Below are 21,827 nucleotides of genomic sequence, written 5' to 3'. Positions count from 1 at the left end.
TGAGAGATCGGCGGGCTCTGGAGGCTTGATGATGATGTTGCGGCGACCCGGTCCCGAACTGACCCGAAGAGACTGGCTGGGCGGCGCTCTGGCCGCATCTGGCCTGGCCATGTCCGGGGCGTCGGCGGACAGCGCGGCGATGCAGGGCGTTGACGCCAGTCACTTCAACGGCCCCGTCGACTGGACCCGGGTTGCCCGGGCCGGCATCGGCTTCGCCTACCTGAAGGCCAGCGAAGGCACGGGCTATCGCGACCCGCGGTTCGAGCTGAACCGGTCCGCCGCGCGGGCAGCCGGCCTGCTGACAGGCGCGTATCACGTGTTCCGGCCGGACCTCGACGCAGGCAAGCAGGCGCAGTTCTTCCTGAGTGTCGCGAGTTCGTTGAGCGGCGGCTTGGTGCCGATGCTCGACATCGAGCGCGCGACCAAATCCGGCGCCCGCGCGGAAGCGGCTGCAGCAAGCCTGTGGCTGGAACACGTGGCCGCTCGGCTGCCCCTCCGGCACCGCAAGCCGGGCGTTTACATTCGCCGGCTCACCTGGCAACGGCTCGGCCAACCTGGCTGGTCGGGCTATCCCCTCTGGTTGGCCGACTGGACGGCAACGCCTCCGCTCCCGCCGGCTGCATGGGAGAGTTTCGCCCTCTGGCAATACAGCGCGTCAGGCGCAGTGGCAGGGTTTTCCGGGGCGGTGGACCGTTCCGTCGCCGGAGCGGCTTTCGCGGCGTTGAGATTATGAGGGAATTGTTTCCCGGCTTGCGGTATGGCGAAGAATACGACGCGAAATGCCGAACATCCGGGTAATCTGGTCGGCAGGACAGTCTGCCGCCACGGCGCGGCGAATGGCACTGCGGCGGATGGCACTAAAAATTCCCCAGCTTGATGGCATGTCGACAACCAGACCCGGCGCTGCAGCCTTGTGGATCGCGGCATGTGTGGAGGCGCGGATATCGACCCCGAACCGGCAGGCAAGGTCCGCTGGTGTACGGGGAATATAGAGCCGGCGGCCTCCGACATGGCGTTGGCAGGCCATCAGGCTGGGGAAGCCTTCCCGACCGGCGATCTCCGCAGCAATCCAAGGCAGGGCTGCCAGCGTGTCCGAGCGAAAGGCTTCGCAATAGGAAATGAGTTGGTCCAGGTCCCGGCTTCCTGTCTCGGGAAGGCCAGAGAAATAGGTCGGCACTTGCATCGCGAAGGCCTTTGGCTTGTTCGAGATTCCCCTGAAAAGAGAAATCTGTTTTACAGCATCTTTTGGTTGAGTCAACGTTTAGTTGTTTCCGGCAACTGCGCGAGCGATGGAGGCCCGGTTCCAATGGCTGTTCTTCGCGCCCGGCCTGTACCCGGCGCACCCTGACGGGCCGTCCGGAGCCGGCCGCATGGACTGATCAAGCCCTACAATGACCGCTGGGCCGTCTCAGGAATCGCGCTACGCACCGGCCATGTCCAAGCTCTACTTCACCTACAGCGCCATGAATGCCGGCAAGTCGGCCATTCTTCTGCAGTCGGCGCACAATTATCGCGAGCGCGGCCTGCGGGTCATGCTGTGGACGTCGGCGCATCATGCGCCGACGCCCGAGGCGGAGTCCGGCGAGATTGAATCGCGCATCGGGCTGCGCGCGCCGGCCTCGATCTTTCGCGACGGCACGGACGTGTTCGAAGCGGTGCGCCAGCGCCATGCCGAGGAGGCGCTGGGAGCGGTGTTCTTCGACGAGGCGCAATTCCTTACCGCGGCCCAGGTGCATGCGCTGGCCCGGGTGGCCGACGATCTCGACCTGCCCGTGCTGTGCTACGGCCTGCGCACGGATTTTCGCGGCGCATTATTCCCCGGCTCGGCCGAGCTCCTGGCCCTGGCCGACCAGCTCCGCGAAGTGCGCACGATCTGCCATTGCGGGCGCAAGGCGACGATGAACCTGCGCCGCTCGCGCGAGGGTGAAGTGGTCGCCAGCGGTGCACAGGTGGCGGTCGAGAAGGCGAGCTATGTGTCGCTGTGCCGCAAGCATTTCAACGAGGCGCTGGCGGGGTAGGTGGGCCACGCAGCGCAAGCGGGCCAAGACCTATCGCGTCTGCCTGAGCGTGATCCGCCGCCCATCGGTCATCTCCGTACCGGGAAAAAGCACCACCGGCGTGTCCGCTTCCGGGCCGCTCGTGAGCTGGGCCACCTCGCCATTGTCCCGGCCGATGGTGACGGGTGTCAGGCGAGCGCGGCCGCCCTCGATCGTGAACACCGCCCATTCGCCCCGGTGCCGGAACAGCGCGGAGACCGGGACCTGGCGGGTCTCGTCCTCTGACCACACGGTTATCGCGGCCTCGACCCGGTAGCCATGGCGCAGCGCCGACCAGTGTTCCGGGGGATCGCTGAAATCGACGATAACGCGAACCCGCTGTTCCTCAACGCCCAATGCCGAGACCTTGGTGAAGCCGTAGGGTTCGACGCGCCGGACCTGACCGCCGAGCGCGCGGGTGTCACGACTCCATCCGGTCAGGCGAACGGCATCGCCCGGCTCGACTTGCACGGCATCGGTGGAGAGCAGCTCGACCACGACTTCCAGGTCCGCCGGATCACCGACCTCGATGACCACCGTTCCGGCGGCGACCGGCGTCTCGCTTTCCTGCAGGACGCGCAGGACCACGCCGTCGATAGGGGCGCGCAGGTCGATCACCGGGCGAACCCGGCCGCCGTTCTCATCGGGCTCCATCAGGCGTATCTGCGCGGCTTCCAGCTCGGCTTCCCGCATCTGCACGGCCGCCCGGGTCCGGCGCGTCGCAGCCAGGGCCGCGCGTCGCGCGGTGCGGGCCTGGTCGAGCAGGGCCTGAGAGGCGATGCCCCGCTGGTGCAGGGACCGCATGCGGTCGTACTCGGTCTGCGCCAGTTCCAGCGCCGCGTCACTGCTCGCAATCTCGGCCTCCCCGGCCAGCAATGCGGCCTCCGCCAAATGCAGGGCTGCCCGCGCCTCGCCTTCGGTGCGCGCGTCGAGGAAGGCCGGCTCGCTTGGCAGCAGCCGGGCCAGCACGTCACCGGCGCTGACCGTATCACCCGGTTCCGCGTCCACGCGCAGCAAGCGCCCCCCGACCGGGGCGGCAAGCACATAGACATCCCGCACCCGGGTGTAGGCTTCGTCCCTGACCGCGACCGTCATCGGCCCGGCGCTGACCTGGCCTGCATCCACCGGGACGGCTTGCGGGCGGAGGGCGAGGACCAGCAATGCCAGTACCGTCAGAACCGCCAGGCTCCAGAACACGAACCGAAAGCTGATCTTCATGCCATGCTCCTATTCGCCGGCCTTGAGGGCGGCCACCAGGTCGAGTTGATCGAGGCGTGCTCGCACCAGCAGGGAAGACGATATTGCCGCCGCCAGCACGACGATAGCGGCCAGGCCGAAGGTCCCCGGGTGGATGACAAAGGGCAGGCGAAACAGGTCCGAGCTCATCGCGCCGGCGAAGTACCAGGCGAGGCCAACCCCGGTTATGGCGCCTGCCGGCAGGGCTGCCAGCGTGATCAGGCCGATCTCGCCCAGAAGGACATAGGCGACCTCCGCCCGGGTGAAGCCGAGCACCCGCAGCACGGCGAGTTCATGCTCGCGCTCGGAAAAGGAAATACGCACGCTGTTATAGATCACGCCGATGGCGATGAGAGCGGCGAATCCGGAGTAGATGAAGATCGCCGTGCCCATGTTCTGGTCCATCAGCGTGACGAAGCTGCGTTCCGCCTCGCGCTGCAGGGAGATGCCGGCAATGCCCGGCATCTGTTTGAGGCGCGTGTAGAGGGGGCTCGTGGCATCGGGGTCGACCAGCAGGTTGGCGCCGTTGGCCATCGCGCCCTCTCTCATCACGCCGTTGAGGTCGCCGATCTCCATCAGCGCGGCGGAGCCGATCAGGGTCGTGGCGACGGCGGCGACGGGCAGTTCCAGGACCGGCCGGCCCCCCTCGGTGACCTCGATCGTCACCCGCTCGCCGGTATCGACGCCGAGGGCGTCGGCGAGGTCGCGCGACAGGACCAGCGCACCGGGCGGCGGTTCGACCGGTTGGCCGCGTCGGTCGATCATCCGGGTCAGCAAGGCGTCGCGCGGCGTCCCGGTGAGGGCCGTTCTTTCCTCGGTCGTTTCGTGGCGAAGGCGCACCGCAACCTGGCGCACCGGTTCCGCCCTGAGCACGCCGGGGAGCCTGTCCAGCGTGTGCACGGCCGCCAGGGAGCGCGGCTCGACGAAGGTGACGGCAATGTCCTGCCGGTTGGACTGGCCGAAATACACGTCGACCATCGCTTCCATGGAATCGAGAAAGAACAGCGTGCCGATCAACAGCCCGCCGGAGGTCGCGATCCCGACCAGGGTGAAGCCGGAGCGCCCGGGCCAGCGCGAAATTTGCCGCACAATCATCCGCGTCTGGTGGTCGAGGAGCCTCCAGCGGGCAAGCGAGGCGCCGGCAAGGCCAGAGAAATCCGGTGGCGGGGAGGGGCGCATGGCCACCGCCGGGGCGAGCCGCGCGGCGCGCCAGGCAGCCAGCCCGCCTGCGGAGCCGACGGTGACCAGGGTGATCAGCAGGGCGGCGGAGTAGGCCCCGGGGTTCAGCTCGAAGATGAGGAAGGGGAAGTTGAGATACCGGGTATAGATCTCCGCCATCCAGCTGCCGAACCAACTGCCCATTCCTATTCCCACCAGCAGGCCTGACAGGCCGATGATGCCGGCGAATTTGAGATAGTGGAGCACGACGGCACGGTCGCTGTAGCCGAAGGCCTTGAGCAGGCCGATCTCGGTCCGCTCCGTGGCGATCAGCCGTGACAGGACCACGTTGACGAGAAAGGCGGCGATGACGAGGAAGACCGGCGGAATGATGGTCGCCATCGTGTCGAGCTGGTCGATTTCGCTCGACACGAAGGCGTTGGAAAATTGCTGGTCGCGGCCATAGGCGCCGGCGGCACCGTAGGGGGCCAGAAGACCGTCGAGCCGGGCGAGGGCGGGCCGGACGGGCTGGCCGGCTTCAAGGACCGCCACAATCTCGTTGAAGGCGCCGTCGCGATCGACAAGCTCTCCGAGCGCTTGGCGCCCCATCCAGACCACTCCGAACAGGCGGGCGTCCGGAACGATCTGGCCTGGCGCGATGGCATAGACGTGTTCGGGGGACAGGGCGCGGCCGACGATGCGCAAGTTCTCGCGCCCGCCATGAATCGTGGTCTGGACCGTGTCGCCGAGCTGCAGGCCATGGGCTTCGGCGAAACTGTCAAGGAGGACCGCCTCGTCGCGGTGCCCGGGGCGGGGCAGGCGCCCCTCTGCGAGGTGCAGCCGGTTTACCGCCGACTGCCGACCGTCGGGCAGGGAAATGGCCTCGCCGGCAGCCGGCGCATCCATTGACGGCATGTCGAACAGAACGGGGAGGCGAATGCGCGCTTCTGCCGCGGAGACCCCCGGCAGGTCACGGACCTCGTCCACCAGCTGGTCCGGCGCCCGCACCACCGGCGCCCAGACATCGGCGAACCGGTAGCGCTCGTAATAGGCGGCGCGGGTCATCTGCAGCGAGTCCAGCAGGCCGGCGGAGACAATCATCACGGCGATGCCGCCTGCCACCACCAGGGCGATGGCGAGGGCCTGCAGCTTCATGGCCCACATATCGCGCGCCAGCTTGCGGTCCAGCTGGCTGTGCAGCAGGGCCGCCGGATCTCTCCTGTGCCTGCGCCCTACCATTGCAGCACACCGGGATCGACCGGGGACGCGTTGACACGAACCTCGCCGACGCGCCCGTCGGAAAAGGTCACCACCCGGTGCGCCATGTCGGCGACCCCGGCATTGTGGGTGATCAGCAGGATGGTGGCGCCGAGCGTCTCATTGACCATTTTCAGGGCTTGCAGGACGCGCACGCCGGTGGCGCTGTCCAGCGCGCCGGTGGGTTCGTCGCACAGCATCACGTCGGGGCGTTTGGCGATCGCCCGGGCGATGGCGACGCGCTGCTGTTCGCCGCCTGACAGTTCGGCCGGGAAATGATCGATGCGGTTTTCCAGCCCGACGATAGCCAGGGCTTCGGCGGCCGGCATCGGCTCGGTGGCAATCTCGGTGATGAGCTCGACATTCTCCCGAGCGGTCAGGCTGGCCATCAGGTTGTAGAACTGGAACACGAAGCCAACATGGTTGCGGCGGTACAGTGTCAGCGCCCGCGTAGAGGCCTGCATCATGTCCTGGCCACGGAAGCTGAACGCGCCGTCACTGGCGCGGTCCAGTCCGCCGAGAATGTTCAGCAGGGTGGATTTGCCGGAGCCGGACGGGCCGAGCAGGACGACGATCTCGCCTTCCGGAATATGCAGGTCGACACCGCGCAGGGCGTGGACGGCGGTCGCCCCCTCCCCATACACCTTGGTCAGCCGCCTGACCTCATAGCATGATGTCCCGGCGCCGGATTTGGCCTGCGCTTGCGTCACGACATGTCCCGCCTCCCGGTGCGTGTATAGCACTGGCAGCCGGCGCGATGCATGCGCTTTCGCGACGCCCGGCGCGGCACCGGGCGCTCAGGCGCCGGCCAGGAGGTCGCGGATCTCGGCGGCGAGCAGGCCTGTCACGTCGAGGGCGTTGCTCGGGTGCGGGACCGCGTTGGTGGACAGGATGCGGCCGGCTCCGGCCTTTTGCAGCAGGTTGAAGGCATCGCCGGCGAACAGGCCGTGCACGCCGATGCAGACCGGCGGCGGCGCGCCGGCCGCGCGCAGGCCGTGCACGGTTTCCGCCAGGGTGTGTCCGGACGAGATGATGTCGTCGACCAGGACCGGCGTATGGTCCGGCCAGCGAGCGAGGTCGGGCACCTCGATGGTGACCGAGCGGTCGCCGTGCCGGGTCTTGCTCAGGACGATTGCCGGAGCGCCGGCGTCGCGCGCCACCGCCCCCACCCATTGCCGGCTCTCCGCATCGGGTCCGACCAGGAGCGGGGTATCGACATGGGCGGCGATCCAGCCGGAGATCAGCGGAGCCGCGTGGGCGATGCGGCAGGGAATATCGTAGATCTCCGCCAGCGTGTCATAGCGATGCAGGTGGGGATCGATGGTGACCAGCCAGTCGAACTCGCGGCTGACCAGGCTGGCAAAGCAGGCGGCGCTGACCGCTTCGCCGTCGTGGAAGCGCGTGTCCTGGCGCATGTAGGGCAGGTAGGGCACAACCAGGCCGACGCGGCGGGCCCCGAGTTCGCGCGCCGTGCGGGCCAGGAAGGCCAGGGACAGGAATTTGTCGTCGGGCCGGTCGAGAAAGGCCAGCACAACGACATCCCGGCCGTCCACCGGCGTGGCGATACGCACCAGGCTTTCGCCATCGGGAAAGCGCCGCAGCTCGGTGGCGCCGGGCTCGGCAGCGATGGCGGCGGCCAGTCCGGCGGCCAGGCCGAGCTGGTCATGAAGCGCAAGCAGCAGGGGTTTCATCACACGTCTCCAACCTTGACGATGTCCGCATGGGATTCGACGAACTCGCGGGCATAGTCGAGCTCCCCGGGGGATTCGGCGTGCACGGTGAAGAGCACGTCGCCGGCATCGACGAGGCTTTCCAGAGGGGCCCGGAAGCTGATCCCCGCCGACCGGTCGAAGGGGGCGCCAGCCAGTTTCGCGGCGCGCGCCAGCAGGCGGTTGTCGACGCTTTCCACGCGCCCGGGCCGGGAGCAGACGATGTCGTGCCGGTAAGGGGCGACCGGCGGTTCGCGCAGTCCGCCCTGGGCCTCGCAGATGGCCTGGAATTTCTGCCAGGCCCGGCCGTCGTCGAGCAAGGCCGTGGCCAGTGCGAGACCGTCCCCGGCGGCGGTCCGTCCCGCCAGGTCGAGCAGCTCGCCGGCCAGTGCGAGGGCGCGGTCGCGCAGGTCGCGCGGCGCGTCCGGGGCATTTTGCAGGACCGCCAGAACGTCATGCGCCTCGAGCGCCGGGCCGATGCCTCGGCCGACCGGCTGGCGGCCATCGCTGATGACGCAGCGCACGGTGACGCCGACCGCCTCGCCGACCGCGCCGAGATGATCGGCGATGATGCGCGCCGCCTCGGGCGTGCGGATCTTGGCGGTCGGGCCGGTCGGCAGGTCGAGCACCACATGGGTCGAGCCGGCGGCGGCCTTCTTGGACAGCACGGAGGCGACGAGCTGGCCCTCGCTGTCGAGGTCGAGGGCGCGCTCGATGCGGATCAGGATGTCGTCGGCCGGGCTGAGATGGACGGCACCACCCCACACCATGCAGCCGCCCTCCCGGTTGACCACCTCGCGGATGCGCTGCATCGACAGCGACACCTCGGTCAAGGTTTCCATGACGTCGACCGTGCCGGCCGGCGAGGTGATGGCGCGCGACGAGGTCTTGGGCATGGTCAGGCCGGCAGCGGCCATGATCGGTACGATGATCGGCGTCGTGCGATTGCCGGGCAGGCCGCCGACGCAATGCTTGTCGACCACCGGCGCGGTGTCCCAGTCGAGCCGGTCGCCGGCCTCGATCATGGCGTGCGTCAGATGCACCATCTCGCGGCGGTCGAGACTGCTGCCGGCGCAGCTGGTGACCAGGGCGGAGAGCTGGACATCGGAATACAGGCCGGCGGTGATGTCGCGCACGATGGCGCGGGTGCTGGTCTCGCTGAAGGCGTGACCATAGATCTTGGCGCGCACGGCGCTCATCGATTCCACCGGTCGCGTGTGATGCACCGTCAGCTCGGCGCCGTCCTCGACCTCGAGACGGCGGGCGGCCTCGCGCGACAGGCCAGCCTCGCAGTCCTGCAGCAGCGCCGCATCGATCACGTTGACGGTGGCGATCACCGAGCGCCCGTTGGCGCGCACCTCGACCCGGGCCTGCACGCCGAAGCCTTCCGAGCGGCACACCGGACAGTCGGGCCGGATATAGATGACGGATTCCAGCCCGGTATCGATGCCGAGCCATTTCAGGCGCAGGGTGTTCTGTCGACGCGTCATGCCTGCGCTCCGGCTGCGGCGGGCGGCTCCGGCGCAAGCGCCCGAGCCGCCCCCTCCCGGCGCTCACGATGCCGGCAAAACAGGGGCCGTGACAACCGTCTGGCGGGGCGGACGCGAAACACGGCCCGGGCCGGACCCGGCGGGCGTGAGCTGCGCGACAGGCCCGGCAGGGCCCGGACCGCCCTAGAGCGCCGGCGCGCGCGCCCTGAGCTATGACGCCGACGGCAATCTGATCTCGGATGGCTCGCGCACCTTCACCTATTCCTCGGAAAACCAGTTACTCACGGCCACCGACACGGCCGGGCTGGATGCGCTGTATTCCTACGGGCCGGCGGCACGACGGGTGCGCACGGACATCAATGGCGTGCAAACCGATTTTATCCATGCCGGCGGCATGGAGATCGCCGAATACGCGGCTTCGGGGACGCTGTTGCGGCGCTATGTGCCGGGACCGGGTGTCGACCAGCGTGTGGCGCTGGTGGAATGCGCGGCGAGTGCCAGCTGTGCGCCGGGGGATGCCGGTGTCGAGACCCGCCACTACTTCGCCGACCGCCAGGGCAATGTCCTCGCCGTCACCAACCAGGACGCCACGCTGGCCCAGCAATTTCTGTACACGCCCTTCGGGGTCGAGCTGGTCGGCGATGAGGCCGGCAATCCGTTTCGCTATACCGGCCGGCGCTTCGATGCGGAGACCGGGCTGTATTATTATCGGGCGCGCTATTACGACGCGGATCTGGGGCGGTTTTTGCAGGTCGATCCGATCGGGTATGCGGACCAGTGGAATTTGTATGCGTATGTGGGGAATAATCCGCTGAATGCGACGGATCCGAGCGGGGAGGCGGGAATAGTAGGCTTTGTGGTTGGCGCTACAGTCGATATTGGTATGCAGATGGTGCTGGAAGGTAAGTCACTTGACGAAGTAGATGTTGGCCGAGCGGCAGTTGCTGGTGTAGCTGGGGCAACTGGTCTCGGTGTGCTGCAGCAGGGCTCGCGCGTGCTCCGGGCGTATCGCGGAGCGAGGAGCTCCCAACGGGCATTGGAGAGCGCCAGGCGGAGTACTCAACGAGCTAATAGTAATCGTCAGCGCAGACAGCGAGGGTGGAGGGAGCAAGGCGCGGAAAATCGCCGAGATAATAGTGTGAGGGAGCTCGTACGAGACGGTGCTGTGGCAATCGGCGCCACTGGTGGGGCGGCCGCAGCGAAAGAAGCGCTGCCAGATGTTACAGTTGAAGATGTTGTGGACGGCGTTAATGATGCTGTGGAGAGTTTGCCGGATCCAGTTGAAGAGGTCGATGAATGGCTAGGTGATATTGACCAGACGATTGGCAGTTAGAATAAGGCCGATTAAATGGAAGTGAAGTCTATATGAAAAACATTCAGCATTTACTATTTTATGTATTTCTTCCGTGGATGATTATGTATGGATTGAAATATGGCGCTTTGTTTTCTTTCGGGTTAATTTATCTTAAGTCATACTTTGAAATAGGTAACTTTTTCACTTGGGTATGTTTTGGTTTAGGGTTGGTTGGAATCCTTAGGGTGTTCGAGCCTATAGAGGCTTGGGCGGCCAAACGGGAGCGGGCTGCGAGAGCAAGGCGAAAGGGCTAACAGACAACCGGGGACCCGGTTTTAAGCGAGACTGGCCTCGTGGCCCCCGAATCAGGCCCGGACGCAAGCAGCGACGACTTCAGTGATTCCTCTGGCCCTTGTCCACTATTGCATTTTTAGATTGTGCGCAGACGCCTGCTTTGCTACCGCTTCATCGGACCTTGCGCGCATTGCCGTAGGTCGGGGGAAGAGCATCGGACAGACGATCTTAAGATCGGGCCGCCGATGGAAGTGGGGGCAGGTTGAATTCCGAGTCATCGCGCGCCGCGCATTCCACACTGCTGGGCTGGCTGATTGTGGCGCTGGCCGCGCCCGCTCAGGCCGTGCAGAGTAGTGAGGCGCCGCCCCGCGAAGATGCGCCCGAGATCACCATTGGTGATGGCCGCTTCATCCGCGACTCCGGCCTCGACCCGGCCGGCCGGGACCAGCGCTTGCCCGGCGGCGGGTTTTCAACTGCGTTTCGGGACGCCGAGGTCACCACTGTCGTCAACCAGGTGCTGGGCGACTTTCTCGGTCTGGACTTTACCGTGGATAAACCGGGACAGACACAGTTTTCCGGGATAAACCGGGACAGACACAGTTTTCCGGTCATGCGCCGTCCGCCTTGGCGGGGCGCCCGGGCCTCAAAGTAACCGCGATAAACCGGCGATAAACCGGGACAGACACAGTTTTCCGGGTCATGCGCCGTCCGCCCTGGCGGGGCGCCCGGGCGGTTTGGGCCTTAGCGCCCGGCCGGACGTGGTCTCCAGTTCGTCGATCCAACCCTGGTCGCCCGGCGGATATCCTGTGCCGGTATAGTATCCGATGCGCGCCGCTTTCCGGGTTAAGACCCTCGGCCAGATAGGCGTCCCAGTTCCGGATCCGCCGAAGTAACCGGAAGTAACCGGGACAGACACAATTAACCGGCCAGCCGCGTCGACGCGCGGAGACATCCATTGATCTCTTGTCGGCCAGCGGGCCTCAGTCAGCTTTCCAGCTCAAGGGTGAAACCGCGCAGCGGCGGCTGCGCCGCCCTTGACCTGGAAAGCTGACTGAGGCGTCATCCCGGCTAGAGATGAATGGGGCGGTGCGGCGCGATGCGCCGATGGGTACGGAGGGCATTCCCTGGGATAGGCACAGTGCCTGCCGTATTCGTCGCGAATTAATTTCGTCTGTCCCGGTTGTTTCGGCGAATACGCCGCCTCGGGCGCGCTGTTGCGGCGCTATGTGCCGGGGCCGGGCATTGATCAGCGGGTGGCGCTGGTGGAATGCGCGGCGAGTGCCAGCTGTGCGCCGGGGGATGCCGGCACCCAGACCCGGCACTACTTCGCCGACCGCCAGGGCAATGTCCTCGCCGTCACAAACCCGGACGGCACGCTGGCCCAACAATTCCTGTACACCCCGTTCGGGGTCGAGCTGGTGGGCGACGAGGCCGGCAATCCGTTTCGCTATACCGGCCGGCGCTTCGATGCGGAGACCGGGCTCTACTATTACCGCGCGCGCTATTACGACGCGGATCTGGGGCGGTTTTTGCAGGTCGATCCGGTGGGGTATGCGGATCAGTGGAACCTGTATGCGTATGTGGGGAATAATCCGCTGAATGCGACGGATCCGACGGGGATGATTGGTAGCCCTGATAGCCTGAGGCCAGGCGGTGATAGCCAGAGCCGCTTTGCCACTAGCTATTTGGCTTGGGCGCAGGACAATCCCGAAGCCGCACAGCGCAATGCGGTGTTGGGCATGGGGGTCATGGTTGTGGTGTCGGGTGGGGTGCTGGCTGCCGTTGAGTTGGCGCCAATGATATTAGCCAACCCGGCCACGGTCAGCGAAATGGGCATCGCTGCAGCAGAAATGTCGGCAGGTGAAGCGCTCGGTGCTGGCACATTGGCGGTCGGTAGCGCGGCTCTTGCCGATGATGCTATCGACCAAGGCGCCAGATTCTTCCGCGGAGCCAATCGTGACGCGGCGCTGTCACCGCATCGCCGCCAGGACGGGTCCTTGAGCTGCGCTTATTGTGATCGCCCCTTGACCGAAACACCTGGTCAGCGAAACTCGGTTCAAGTTGACCATATTACCCCTTATTCACAAGGCGGCGCCACAGTGCCCGAGAATGCCGCTCCAGCAAGTCCTTCATGCAATGCTTCCAAAGGTAGTCGCCAGCTGGGATCGGAATGGGTGCCGCCGAACGAGCGAGAGCCGCGATGAGTACTGGAGATGTAGACTTTGCCGGTTACCGGTTCGATCCTGATAAGGCGTGCCTGATTTGTAATCACATTTTTAACAACACCAATCGTGTGTTCCAAGTGGCTCACGATCCTGATGGTTGGCTACAATTCTTTTGCTGTCAGCAAGATCACACGGCGGACGAAACAAAGATCGTCTCGCTGTCGGAACTGCTGAGGAGGCATCCCTATCTGGAGGCTGTGCCGACCGTCCATCCAAACCAATACGCCACTCGTCAACCCGGGGGTTTGTGGATCGTAAGGGCTGTTTAGAAAGAATGGTGAAGAGAGCGCGAAAAAACAGGGACATGGCCGTAATCGCATGAAATAACCGGGACAGACACAATTAACCGGCCAGCCGCGCCGACGCGCGGAGACATCCATTGATCTCTTGTCAGCCAGCGGGCCTCAGTCAGCTTTCCAGCTCAAGGGTGAAACCGCGCAGCGGCGGCTGCGCCGCCCTTGACCTGGAAAGCTGACTGAGGCGTCATCCCGGCAAGCGATGAATGGGGCGGTGCGGCGCGATGCACCGATGGGTATGGAGGGCATTCCCTGGGATAGGCACAGTGTCTGCCTTATTCGTCGCGAGTTAATTGTGTCTGTCCCGGTTGTTTCCGGGCTAGTTTTTCCGGAAATATGGACAACCTAATTTCTATATATGCAGCTGGATTGATGGATAGTGTGGCTGATTTGTTAGATAAATTAGTCGAAAAATCTGTTTGTCATGAGTAAAGGTAATCCCTATAGAAGGCGTTATAATATAATTGTCTCATGGTTGTACGTTGTTTTTGTTATCTCCATTATTGCGTCTGCGCTGATTTCATCTGCTTGGATCGCTTCGGTTGTACTGAGCGCGGCAGCGATCATGGGCCAGCCTTACGTAATGCGCTGCCCTAATTGTGACGAACCCGCGCTGGGATGGTTCAATTTCGCTTTTTTAGGTGGCCGATGCAGAACATGTGGGCAGAGCTTTACGGAATAGAGGTAGAGTGAATCAGAAGTTCAGCGGATGGTCGTAATTCCGGCTGCTTCGGGTCTTCAAACGGGGGCTCCGCGAGCAGCCCCGATGGATCAGTAAAGGCGCGTGACCAGGCGCGATTACGGCCATGTCCCCAAGTAACCGGGACACACACAATTAACCGGCCAGCCGCGCCGACGCGCGGAGACAACCATTGATCTCTTGTCAGCCAGCGGGCCTCAGTCAGCTTTCCAGCTCAAGGGTGAAACCGCGAAGCGGCGGCTGCGCCGCCCTTGACCTGGAAAGCTGACTGAGGCGTCATCCCGGCAAGCGATGAATGGGGCGGTGCGGCGCGATGCACCGTTGGGTACGGAGCGCATCTACTGGGACATACACAGTTTCTGCCGTATTCGTCGCGAATTGATTGTGTCTGTACCGGTTGGTTCGATCCAGGGGGAAGCAAATGAAAGAGAGTGCTCACCTCGTATTTTTTGTTTTTGTGCCATCTTTTATTATTTCAATAGTAAGGTACGGGGGGTCTTTTTTCTTTATTTATTATATTCGGGATCGTTTTCATTATCGAGATTGGATTGCGTGGCTGATTTTGGCGTTTGGTGTGATTGCCATTTTCATAGCGTCTAGTTTCATGAAGGCTTGGCAAACGAGGTTGATGCAGTCTAACCGGCGAAAATATATAGATAAATGGTGAACTTGCTGTCTTGGCGCCGATGCCATTTGTCGCATACCATTTCCGCGACCTAACTTCCGCGACCTAACGAAAAATTGTACCAAGACGCAAATCGCAAGAGTGTTAGTTCAGGAGCTGAGCATTTACTGCGATAGGCACAGTGTCTGCCGTATTCGTCGCGAATTAATTGTGTCTGTCCCGGTTAGTTTAAGCCGCACTATGAGCGGTTCGAAGGCCTCGAGCTGGGCCAGCGGCTCAAGGACAAGGATGCCGAGCCCTGGTGCGGCATCCAGATCATTTCCCTGGGCAGCGGCGACGTAGTCCTCCGGCTGCGCCTTGAAGGCGCCCTGGCAGGGCTTTTTGACGTAACCACCCTGGATTCCCCTGGCCTGGATTCCCCTGGCCTGGATCACCCTGGCCTGGATCATCCTGGCCCCGGGTCAAAAACCCGATCCCGCCCGGACCGCAGTCCAAAGAGATCCGGTCGTTTATCACCATGGAACGGCCGGCCTGGGGGGAGTAGGCGAGGGAAGGCGGCACGGCAGCGCCAAGGCCGGCCGTCCCGCCATTAAGCCTAGCCCATCACGAACACATTGGTCAGTTGCAGCTTATTTCCGGGCCCGGGAATAATATTCACAATTCCAAATCCCGAGACGGTCAAGGTGCCCCGAACCGGTCTGTCCAATCTGCTGTTCGTGCGGCGTAAAGCGAGCGGTCTCTCGAAGCGAGACGTAGCCCTTGAGTTGGGCGTTAGCCCTGATGTCGTCGGCCAATGGGAACGCGGAGAGCATCTACCGCGGGTAAAGTACGTTCCGGCGCTCGTCGCCTTTTTGAAGAATGATAGTTGGCTGCCCAGTAGTACATTTTCTGAACGTGTGAGGCGGTTTCGGGCGCTCCGCGGATGGTGTCGTAGCAAGCTCGCCGCATGGATCGGAGTGGATGCGCGCACCATTGGGCGCTGGGAGAATGGGGCCGCGCCGCCGGTCGAGCGTCAGCACATAGTTGATCGCCAGATGTTGGAGGCGTCCATTCGGGACCCTGTCTCGCAGCAATCCGAAGGTGCCCTCCGCGCTCAAGGACGGTCACGTCGGCGAGGAATGCGAGCGAAACCAGCAGGTAAAAGCGGGCGGTCGAGGTGAAGCGGGCGCGATGGCATCGGCAACGCCGTGGGCTATGCGCCCGGATGCCATGAAGGCGCAGCGCAGCGTCGTCAGGCACCGGGTGACCCAGTGAACCGGTCGCTGACACTGACGGACCTGAGTGCCCAGGCCTCGGCGAATGGTGCGCTCGCGCCTGCTGTATCTGCTAGAGTTGGTCCGACCAACGTCGTGTCGCGATTAGCCCGAAGTGCTAGCCGAGTCCCATCCACTTCGCGCTCGCTCACCTGGACCCCTGACCTGTACCACTCGCCCCAATCGGGCAGTTCCGTCAAGATGGCTGAGCGCCGCTTGAGGGGGCGGGGCGCGGCCTGCGTAGTCCTGAGGAAGGAAAGTGTGTCATGAGAACATTCGTGTCTGTTCTGGGCCTCGTCGCGGGTCTGCTCATCCTGTCGCCGGCGGCCGGGGCGTCGCTTCACCCGCCGGCCGAATCGGAGGAGCCGGTCGAGGCGTCCAGCCCCGATACGCACGATCATCCGGCCGGCACGCCCGACCAAGATCATCCGGCTGCCGTCCAGGACCACGCTCACCCTGCCGACACCCCGGCCCACGAGCATTCGGCTCCCGCCGGTGATGCGGACGCGATGGACACACCAGCCCATGCCCACGCTCCGCAGGAGGCACACGATCATCATGCCGGTGAGCATTCTGCCGGGGCAGACCCCTGCGCCGGGGGCGCCGAAGATGACCTTCACGGCGCGGCCGCGACGACGGCGGGCGGGCATGCGCACTGGGGCGATCACGGTCCGCAGAACGATTTCGAACGGGCGATCGCCGCGACCGGAGCCCTGCATCCCGTGGCGGTCCACTTCCCGGTGGCCCTGATCTTGGTGGCGGGGCTGGCGCAGATCCTCGCCTGGCTGCAGCCTCAGGCGCCGTGGACGCACAGCGTGCGCTACCTGGTGTGGACGGCGGCGGCCGGTGGCCTGGCGGCCGGACTGCTGGGCTGGGCCCATGCCGGACCGCCGGCAACCGGCGAGGCGGGTCTGATGGCCTGGCACCGCTGGATCGGCACGGTGATGACGGTCGTGCTGCTGGTCACCGCAGGCCTGTTCGAGGCGGCGGAGCGCGGGGCTGGCCGGTCGGTGCGAGTGGCGGCGGTGGCGTTGCTGTTCGCCAGTGCGACCGTGGTGGCCGTCAATGCTTTCCTCGGTGGCTCGCTGGCCCATGGCGGCCTCCGTCACCTGATCGGCGGCTAGTCGGGCCTTGGTTTTGTTGCAGAAAAGGAAAACGAGATGATGCATTTCAGCTTGGCGGCCGCGGCCGCGCTAAGCATGAATGTTGCGCTGGACGCCGAGCCGGCGGTTGAAGAAGTGCTCGAGGGGTATTCGCAGGCCCTGTCAGATGAGGACGTGGCGGCAGCCGAGCAATGGGTGCTGGCCGAGGGCACGGATTTCACGATTTTCGAGGGATCGGGAAGCGATGTCGGCTGGGCCGAATATCGCGACCACCACCTGGCCCCGGAATTCGCCGCCGAGCATGTGGAATTCCACGTGTATGACTGGAGTGAGTATTCGGTGACGGTCGATGAAAACCTGGCGGTGGCCACATTCGACATCCGCATGGAATATACGATGCGGGGCGAGGCGCGCGAACGCAATGGTCACGGTACCGCGGTGCTGCAGCGCACCGAGCAGGGTTGGCGGATCCGCCACCTTCACACGTCGTGAACGGCCCCCGGAGCGGGGTGGGAGGAAAAATGACGGACAGGGATATCGACCGGGCTTTTACCCACTGGCGGGCAGCGCCGCTGCCCGCCGTGGTGCCTGGGTTGGCGGTGCAGGTGATTCATGCGGCGCGGCAGGCGCGCGCCGCGCGTCGGCAAAGCCTGATGCGGGCCGCATGGCGGGCCGCTCCGGCCGCCGTATCGCTTGTGTTCGGGCTGACCGCCGCAGCCTTGCTCGCTACGCCGGAGCCGGATGACATGATGGCCGTTTTCGATCCGCAGGCGGATTTCCTGCTTGGCCCGCCCGGGCCGGTCGGAGGGCTTGACTGATGTGGAAGACTGCCCTGATCGCCTCGGTATTCGGTTTCCTGGCCGGCCTGGCCGGTGTGTGGGCCGGGTTCGGCCTGTTCCAGACCGCCGCCGCTCCGCCGCAGAGCCTGCATGACCTGGTGCACCACGAATTGCATTTGGATGCGGACCAGGCCGCTCGGATCGAGGCGTTGGAGGCCGAGTTTGCCGATGAGCGCGAGGCGTTGGAGGCCCGTCTCGCCGCGAGCCGCAGCGTGATCGGCGCTGCTTTGTTGGCCGACCGGACCCTGTCCCGGGAGGTGGAGCAGGCGGCCGAGCAGTTCCATGACGTGATGGGTGAGATGCAATTGGCGACGCTGCGCCACGTCCTGGCCATGCGCAGTGTCCTGGACGCGGACCAGCAGGCGGTCTTTGACGAGAAGCTGGCCCAGACATTCGATGTCCGACGCGAGGAGTGAGGGCGGCACCGACGACGGCGAACTGGCGCGCCGGGCGGCGGATGGCGACGAACGCGCGTTTGCTGCGCTTGTCGACCGTCATGGCGCACGTCTGACCCGGTATCTTCAGGGTGCGGCGGGAAGCCGCTCCGTGGCGGACGACGTCGCCCAGGACACGTTGGTGGCGGTGTATCGAAATCTTCACCGGTTCGATCCGGCGCGATCGTTTGAGACCTGGCTGTTTGCCATCGCCCGCAACAAGCTGCGCGATCATTTCCGGCGCCTCGCCGTGCGACGCTGGCTGGGCGGAGGTGAGGCCATGGATGAGGTGGCCGACCCCGCGCCCGTACCGGACATCATTGCCGCGGACCGAGAGGCTCTGCAGCAGGTGCAGGCTTTTGTCGCGGAACTACCGGAGGGCTTGTCGACGCCGCTCCTCCTGTCGGCGGTGGAAGGGTTGAGCCTGCCCGATATCGGCAAAGTCTTGGGCCTGTCGACCAAAGCGGTCGAACTGCGCATCTACCGGGCGCGGCGTCGTCTCAAGCACTACATGGGGCGTGAGGGCTAGCGCCGCACTGCGCGTATGCTAGTAGTCCGCCCGGACCTTGCGGCCGGGTTGCCAACAAACTGGAGAGTGCCCGTGATTTCCCGTCGTTTGTTTCTCGGTTCCGCTGCTGCTGCCGGCGGCGTCGCGGCCAGCGGATTGCTGCCGGCTTGGGCGCAGTCTGGCGGAGCGGCCAATCTGGCTGGGCTGCGGCCGCTCTCCGGCGAGGTCTGCGACCTCACGATCGGGCACTCGCAAGTGCGCATCAATGGCCGCACCGGGCCGGCGATCACCGTCAACAACCAGGTGCCGGCGCCTCTGCTGCGCTGGCGCGAGGGCGACGAGGTTACCCTGCGCGTGCACAACACGCTGGCCGAGGACACCTCGATCCACTGGCACGGGCTGATCCTGCCGTTCGAGATGGACGGCGTGCCGGGCGTCACCTTCCCCGGCATCCGCCCCGGCGAGACCTTCACCTACCGCTTTCCGATCGTGCAGGCGGGGACCTACTGGTACCACTCGCACTCCGGGCTGCAGGAGCAGATGGGCCATTACGGACCCATCGTCATCGACCCGGCAGGCCCGGATCCGGTGGCCTATGATCGTGAATACGTGGTCGTGTTGTCGGACTACACGTTCGAAGGTCCGCACCGTGTGTTCGAGAAGCTCATGAAGATGAGTGACACCTACAATTTCCAGCAGCGCACCGTGCCGGACTTCTTCGAGGATGCGCGCGAGCAGGGCTTCATGGCGGCGCTGCGCAACCGGATGATGTGGGGCGAGATGCGGATGAATCCGACCGACATCTCCGACGTCACCGCGGCGACGCTGGACATGCTGGTCAACGGGCACGGGCCCGAGGACAACTGGACCGGTCTGTTCGAGCCGGGCGAGCGGGTCCGCCTGCGCTTCATCAACGCTTCGGCGATGACCATCTTCAATGTCCGCTTCCCGGATCTGCCGATGACCGTGGTGCAGGCCGACGGGCTGGACGTGCAGCCGGTCGAGGTCGGCGAGTTCCAGTTCGGGCCGGCGGAGACCTATGACGTCATTGTCGAGCCGCGAGAGCACCGCGCCTACACCATGATGTGCGAGAATATCGACCGTTCCGGCTATGCCCGCGGCACGCTGGCGCCGCGCCTCGGCATGGTGGCGCCGGTGCCGCCGCTGCGGCCGCGCCCGACCCTGACCATGACCGACATGGGCATGGATCACGGCGCCATGGGGCATGGCGGTCACGCCACCGATGACGATGCGGCCGGGTCGATGGATCACACGACTGCCAGTCAAGGTGCAATGGATCACGGCGGCATGGATCATGCGGCAATGGGGCATGGCGGCATGGATCACGCCGCCATGGGGCATGGTGCGACGGCCATGCAGGACAGCGGTCCGCAGCGCCACAACCACCCGGACGGGCCGGGCGTAGTGGGCCTGGCAGAACAGCCGACCAATCGCCTCGGCGAACCCGGAGCCGGTCTCACCGACGTGCCGCACAAGGTGCTGGTTTACACCGATCTGAAGAGCTTGGTGCCAAATCCGGATCGTCGGGCCCCGGGACGTGAGATCGAGATCCACCTGACCTCGAACATGGAACGCTACATGTGGTCTTTCGACGGCCGCCGGTTCTCCGAAGTGGTCGACCCGATCATCTTCCATGAGGGCGAGCGGTTGCGCATGACGCTGGTCAACGACACCATGATGCCGCACCCGATCCATTTGCACGGCATGTTCTTCGACGTGGTGACGGGGGTGGATGACGCCCACAAGCCGCGCAAGCACACCATCACGGTGAAGCCGGGCGAGAAGCTGTCGGTCGACATCACGGCCGATGCGGTCGGTGACTGGGCCTTCCACTGTCACCTGCTCTACCACATGCATGCCGGCATGTTCCAAGTCGTCTCGGTGCTGCCGGGCGAGGCGCCGGCCATGCCCATGGGGCATCACGGCCACGACATGCACCAGGGACACCCCGCCCCGGCACCGGACCCGCATCCCGGACATGGCAATGGCCATGGCGGTCACACCGCGCCGGCCGCAGATCCCCACGCCGGCCACGCCATGCCTTCACCCGATCCGCACGCCGGCCACGGAGACCACCACTGATGCGCCCGATCCTGACCCCACTCGCCGGCGTGGCCGCGCTTGTCCTGTCGACCGCGCCGGCCATCGCCCAGACCCAGGCCCAGGCGCATTACCCGCCGCACGAGATGGAAGAGGCGCTGGAAGAGTTGCGGGCGGAGACCGGGGCCCAGAAACTGTTCTTCTTCCAGACCGACCGTCTCGAGGTGCAGTGGGACGAGGACGGGGAAGAGACCGGCCTGTGGGATATCAATGCCTGGTATGGCGGCCGCATCCATCGGCTGTGGATCAAGAGCGAGGCCGAGTACGAATTCGGCCATGGCGAGTTCGAGGAATTGGAAGTGCAGGCGCTGTACAGCCGGGCCATCTCCAACTTCTTCGATGCCCAGGCCGGGGTGCGCCACGACTTCAAGCCGGATGCTGGTCGGTCCCACGCGGTGGTCGCGCTGCAGGGCGAGGCGCCGTACTGGTTCGAGATCGATGCCGCGGCCTATCTCAGCGACCGGGGCGAGGTCTCGGCCAGTCTCGAGGTCGAATACGAATTGCTGCTCACCCAGCGCCTGATCCTGCAGCCGATGGTCGAATTCGGCTGGCAGGCCGAAGCGGTTCCTGAACTCGAGCTCGGGGCCGGGCTGACCGGCGTCGAGGCCGGGCTGCGCCTGCGCTATGAAGTGCGCCGGGAGATCGCGCCCTATGTCGGCCTGTCCTGGACCAGCGCGCTCGGCGAAACCCGTGACATTGCGCAGGCCGCCGGGGCCGAGATTGAGGCCACCCGCTTTGTTGTCGGGCTGCGGACCTGGTTCTGATGACGGCCACACGATTTTTCAACAAGGGAATACCCAGATGACCTTCAAGTACCTGCTGACCGCCTCCGCGCTGACCCTGGCCCTGGCCAGCGGCGCCCAGGCCGATCACGGCCATGACGACGAGACGACCCACGGCCCGACGGCCGAGACTTGCCGCGACATGCACAGTGACATGATGGCCCGGCACGAAGCCGGCGAAAGCCATGACGACATCATGGCCTCGCTCGACGGTGAAGCCCGCGAGATGGCCCGTGCCTGCCATGCCATGATGCAGGCCCGCATGGAGGCCGAAGGCCACGCGCACGGTGAGGGCCACGGTGATCATCACGGGACAGATCACGCCGAGGGTCATGCCGAGGGCCTTGCGGAAGGGCATCCGGAAAATCATGGTGAGGCCCACGGCCATGATGATGACCACGCCCAGCTGCACGAGCACTAACGCCGACTTGAATTGTTCCAGGGCGCGGACCGGTCAATCCTGACCG

At 65.0% G+C, this 21,827-nt stretch carries 20 protein-coding genes; 14 read left to right on the top strand and 6 right to left on the bottom strand.

Annotation, left to right across the window (positions count from 1 at the left end; translation table 11 throughout):
- Positions 1-28 precede the first annotated feature (28 nt).
- Positions 29-733 carry a glycoside hydrolase family 25 protein gene (locus ACXYMR_RS01125; RefSeq protein ID WP_458940905.1) on the top strand — a complete coding sequence of 235 codons (705 nt, stop codon included), beginning with the start codon at positions 29-31 and terminating at the stop codon, positions 731-733.
- Here the strand turns inward: ACXYMR_RS01125 and ACXYMR_RS01120 are convergent.
- Positions 728-1,258 carry a hypothetical protein gene (locus ACXYMR_RS01120; protein ID WP_458940904.1) on the bottom strand — a complete coding sequence of 177 codons (531 nt, stop codon included), beginning with the start codon at positions 1,256-1,258 and terminating at the stop codon, positions 728-730. The two genes, ACXYMR_RS01125 and ACXYMR_RS01120, sit on opposite strands and share 6 nt — an antisense overlap.
- A 175-nt stretch (positions 1,259-1,433) precedes the next feature.
- Here ACXYMR_RS01120 and ACXYMR_RS01115 point away from each other — a divergent pair, with 175 nt between their 5' ends.
- Entirely contained in the window at positions 1,434-2,018 is a 585-nt protein-coding gene (locus ACXYMR_RS01115) for a thymidine kinase (protein ID WP_458940903.1), read from the top strand.
- A gap of 30 nt (positions 2,019-2,048) precedes the next feature.
- Here ACXYMR_RS01115 and ACXYMR_RS01110 read toward each other — a convergent pair whose 3' ends face one another.
- The 5 genes from ACXYMR_RS01110 to ACXYMR_RS01090 all read right to left on the bottom strand — a co-directional run bounded on the left by ACXYMR_RS01110 (position 2,049) and on the right by ACXYMR_RS01090 (position 8,886).
- Entirely contained in the window at positions 2,049-3,254 is a 1,206-nt protein-coding gene (locus ACXYMR_RS01110; RefSeq protein ID WP_458940902.1) for an efflux RND transporter periplasmic adaptor subunit, read from the bottom strand.
- A 9-nt stretch (positions 3,255-3,263) separates the two neighbouring features.
- Positions 3,264-5,669 carry an ABC transporter permease gene (locus ACXYMR_RS01105; protein ID WP_458940901.1) on the bottom strand — a complete coding sequence of 802 codons (2,406 nt, stop codon included), beginning with the start codon at positions 5,667-5,669 and terminating at the stop codon, positions 3,264-3,266.
- Positions 5,663-6,397 carry an ABC transporter ATP-binding protein gene (locus ACXYMR_RS01100; protein ID WP_458940900.1) on the bottom strand — a complete coding sequence of 245 codons (735 nt, stop codon included), beginning with the start codon at positions 6,395-6,397 and terminating at the stop codon, positions 5,663-5,665. Before ACXYMR_RS01100 ends, ACXYMR_RS01105 begins: the two co-directional genes overlap by 7 nt.
- Before the next feature lie 87 nt (positions 6,398-6,484).
- Positions 6,485-7,378 (bottom strand): ribose-phosphate pyrophosphokinase, encoded by an 894-nt coding sequence (locus ACXYMR_RS01095; RefSeq protein ID WP_458940899.1) that lies wholly within the window; start codon positions 7,376-7,378, stop codon positions 6,485-6,487.
- Positions 7,378-8,886, bottom strand: coding sequence for a thymidine phosphorylase family protein (locus ACXYMR_RS01090; RefSeq protein ID WP_458940898.1), 1,509 nt, complete (start codon positions 8,884-8,886; stop codon positions 7,378-7,380). The genes ACXYMR_RS01095 and ACXYMR_RS01090 overlap by 1 nt, the downstream gene beginning before the upstream one ends.
- A 343-nt stretch (positions 8,887-9,229) precedes the next feature.
- On the opposite strand from ACXYMR_RS01090, the gene ACXYMR_RS01085 reads away from it, so the two are divergent.
- From ACXYMR_RS01085 to ACXYMR_RS01030, 12 genes are all read left to right on the top strand, one after another.
- Positions 9,230-10,219 (top strand): RHS repeat-associated core domain-containing protein, encoded by a 990-nt coding sequence (locus tag ACXYMR_RS01085; RefSeq protein ID WP_458940897.1) that lies wholly within the window; start codon positions 9,230-9,232, stop codon positions 10,217-10,219.
- A 517-nt stretch (positions 10,220-10,736) separates the two neighbouring features.
- A complete protein-coding gene (locus ACXYMR_RS01080; protein ID WP_458940896.1) occupies positions 10,737-11,126 on the top strand; it encodes a hypothetical protein in 390 nt (129 codons plus the stop codon).
- 562 nt (positions 11,127-11,688) lie between these two features.
- On the top strand, positions 11,689-12,678 hold the full coding sequence (locus ACXYMR_RS01075) for an RHS repeat-associated core domain-containing protein (protein WP_458940895.1): 990 nt from the start codon (positions 11,689-11,691) through the stop codon (positions 12,676-12,678).
- Between the two features lie 2,325 nt (positions 12,679-15,003).
- Positions 15,004-15,480, top strand: a complete 477-nt coding sequence (locus ACXYMR_RS01070) for a helix-turn-helix domain-containing protein (RefSeq protein ID WP_458940894.1) — start codon at positions 15,004-15,006, stop codon at positions 15,478-15,480.
- Between the two features lie 359 nt (positions 15,481-15,839).
- Positions 15,840-16,697 (top strand): DUF2231 domain-containing protein, encoded by an 858-nt coding sequence (locus ACXYMR_RS01065; RefSeq protein ID WP_458940893.1) that lies wholly within the window; start codon positions 15,840-15,842, stop codon positions 16,695-16,697.
- A 36-nt stretch (positions 16,698-16,733) separates the two neighbouring features.
- A complete protein-coding gene (locus ACXYMR_RS01060; RefSeq protein ID WP_458940892.1) occupies positions 16,734-17,168 on the top strand; it encodes a YybH family protein in 435 nt (144 codons plus the stop codon).
- A 29-nt stretch (positions 17,169-17,197) separates the two neighbouring features.
- Positions 17,198-17,494, top strand: a complete 297-nt coding sequence (locus ACXYMR_RS01055) for a hypothetical protein (RefSeq protein WP_458940891.1) — start codon at positions 17,198-17,200, stop codon at positions 17,492-17,494.
- Positions 17,494-17,931, top strand: coding sequence for a Spy/CpxP family protein refolding chaperone (locus tag ACXYMR_RS01050; protein ID WP_458940890.1), 438 nt, complete (start codon positions 17,494-17,496; stop codon positions 17,929-17,931). Before ACXYMR_RS01055 ends, ACXYMR_RS01050 begins: the two co-directional genes overlap by 1 nt.
- Positions 17,912-18,478 carry an RNA polymerase sigma factor gene (locus tag ACXYMR_RS01045; protein ID WP_458940889.1) on the top strand — a complete coding sequence of 189 codons (567 nt, stop codon included), beginning with the start codon at positions 17,912-17,914 and terminating at the stop codon, positions 18,476-18,478. The genes ACXYMR_RS01050 and ACXYMR_RS01045 overlap by 20 nt, the downstream gene beginning before the upstream one ends.
- A 72-nt stretch (positions 18,479-18,550) precedes the next feature.
- Positions 18,551-20,560: a copper resistance system multicopper oxidase gene (locus ACXYMR_RS01040; RefSeq protein WP_458940888.1), complete on the top strand. Its 2,010-nt coding sequence runs from the start codon at positions 18,551-18,553 to the stop codon at positions 20,558-20,560.
- Positions 20,560-21,342, top strand: coding sequence for a copper resistance protein B (locus ACXYMR_RS01035; protein WP_458940887.1), 783 nt, complete (start codon positions 20,560-20,562; stop codon positions 21,340-21,342). Before ACXYMR_RS01040 ends, ACXYMR_RS01035 begins: the two co-directional genes overlap by 1 nt.
- 37 nt (positions 21,343-21,379) lie before the next feature.
- A complete protein-coding gene (locus ACXYMR_RS01030) occupies positions 21,380-21,781 on the top strand; it encodes a hypothetical protein (protein WP_458940886.1) in 402 nt (133 codons plus the stop codon).
- Positions 21,782-21,827: the final 46 nt, after the last annotated feature.

This window comes from Maricaulis sp. CAU 1757, assembly GCF_054482675.1.
The sequence above is the reverse complement of the archived record's forward strand: the minus strand, read 5'-3'. Positions and strand labels throughout refer to the sequence as shown.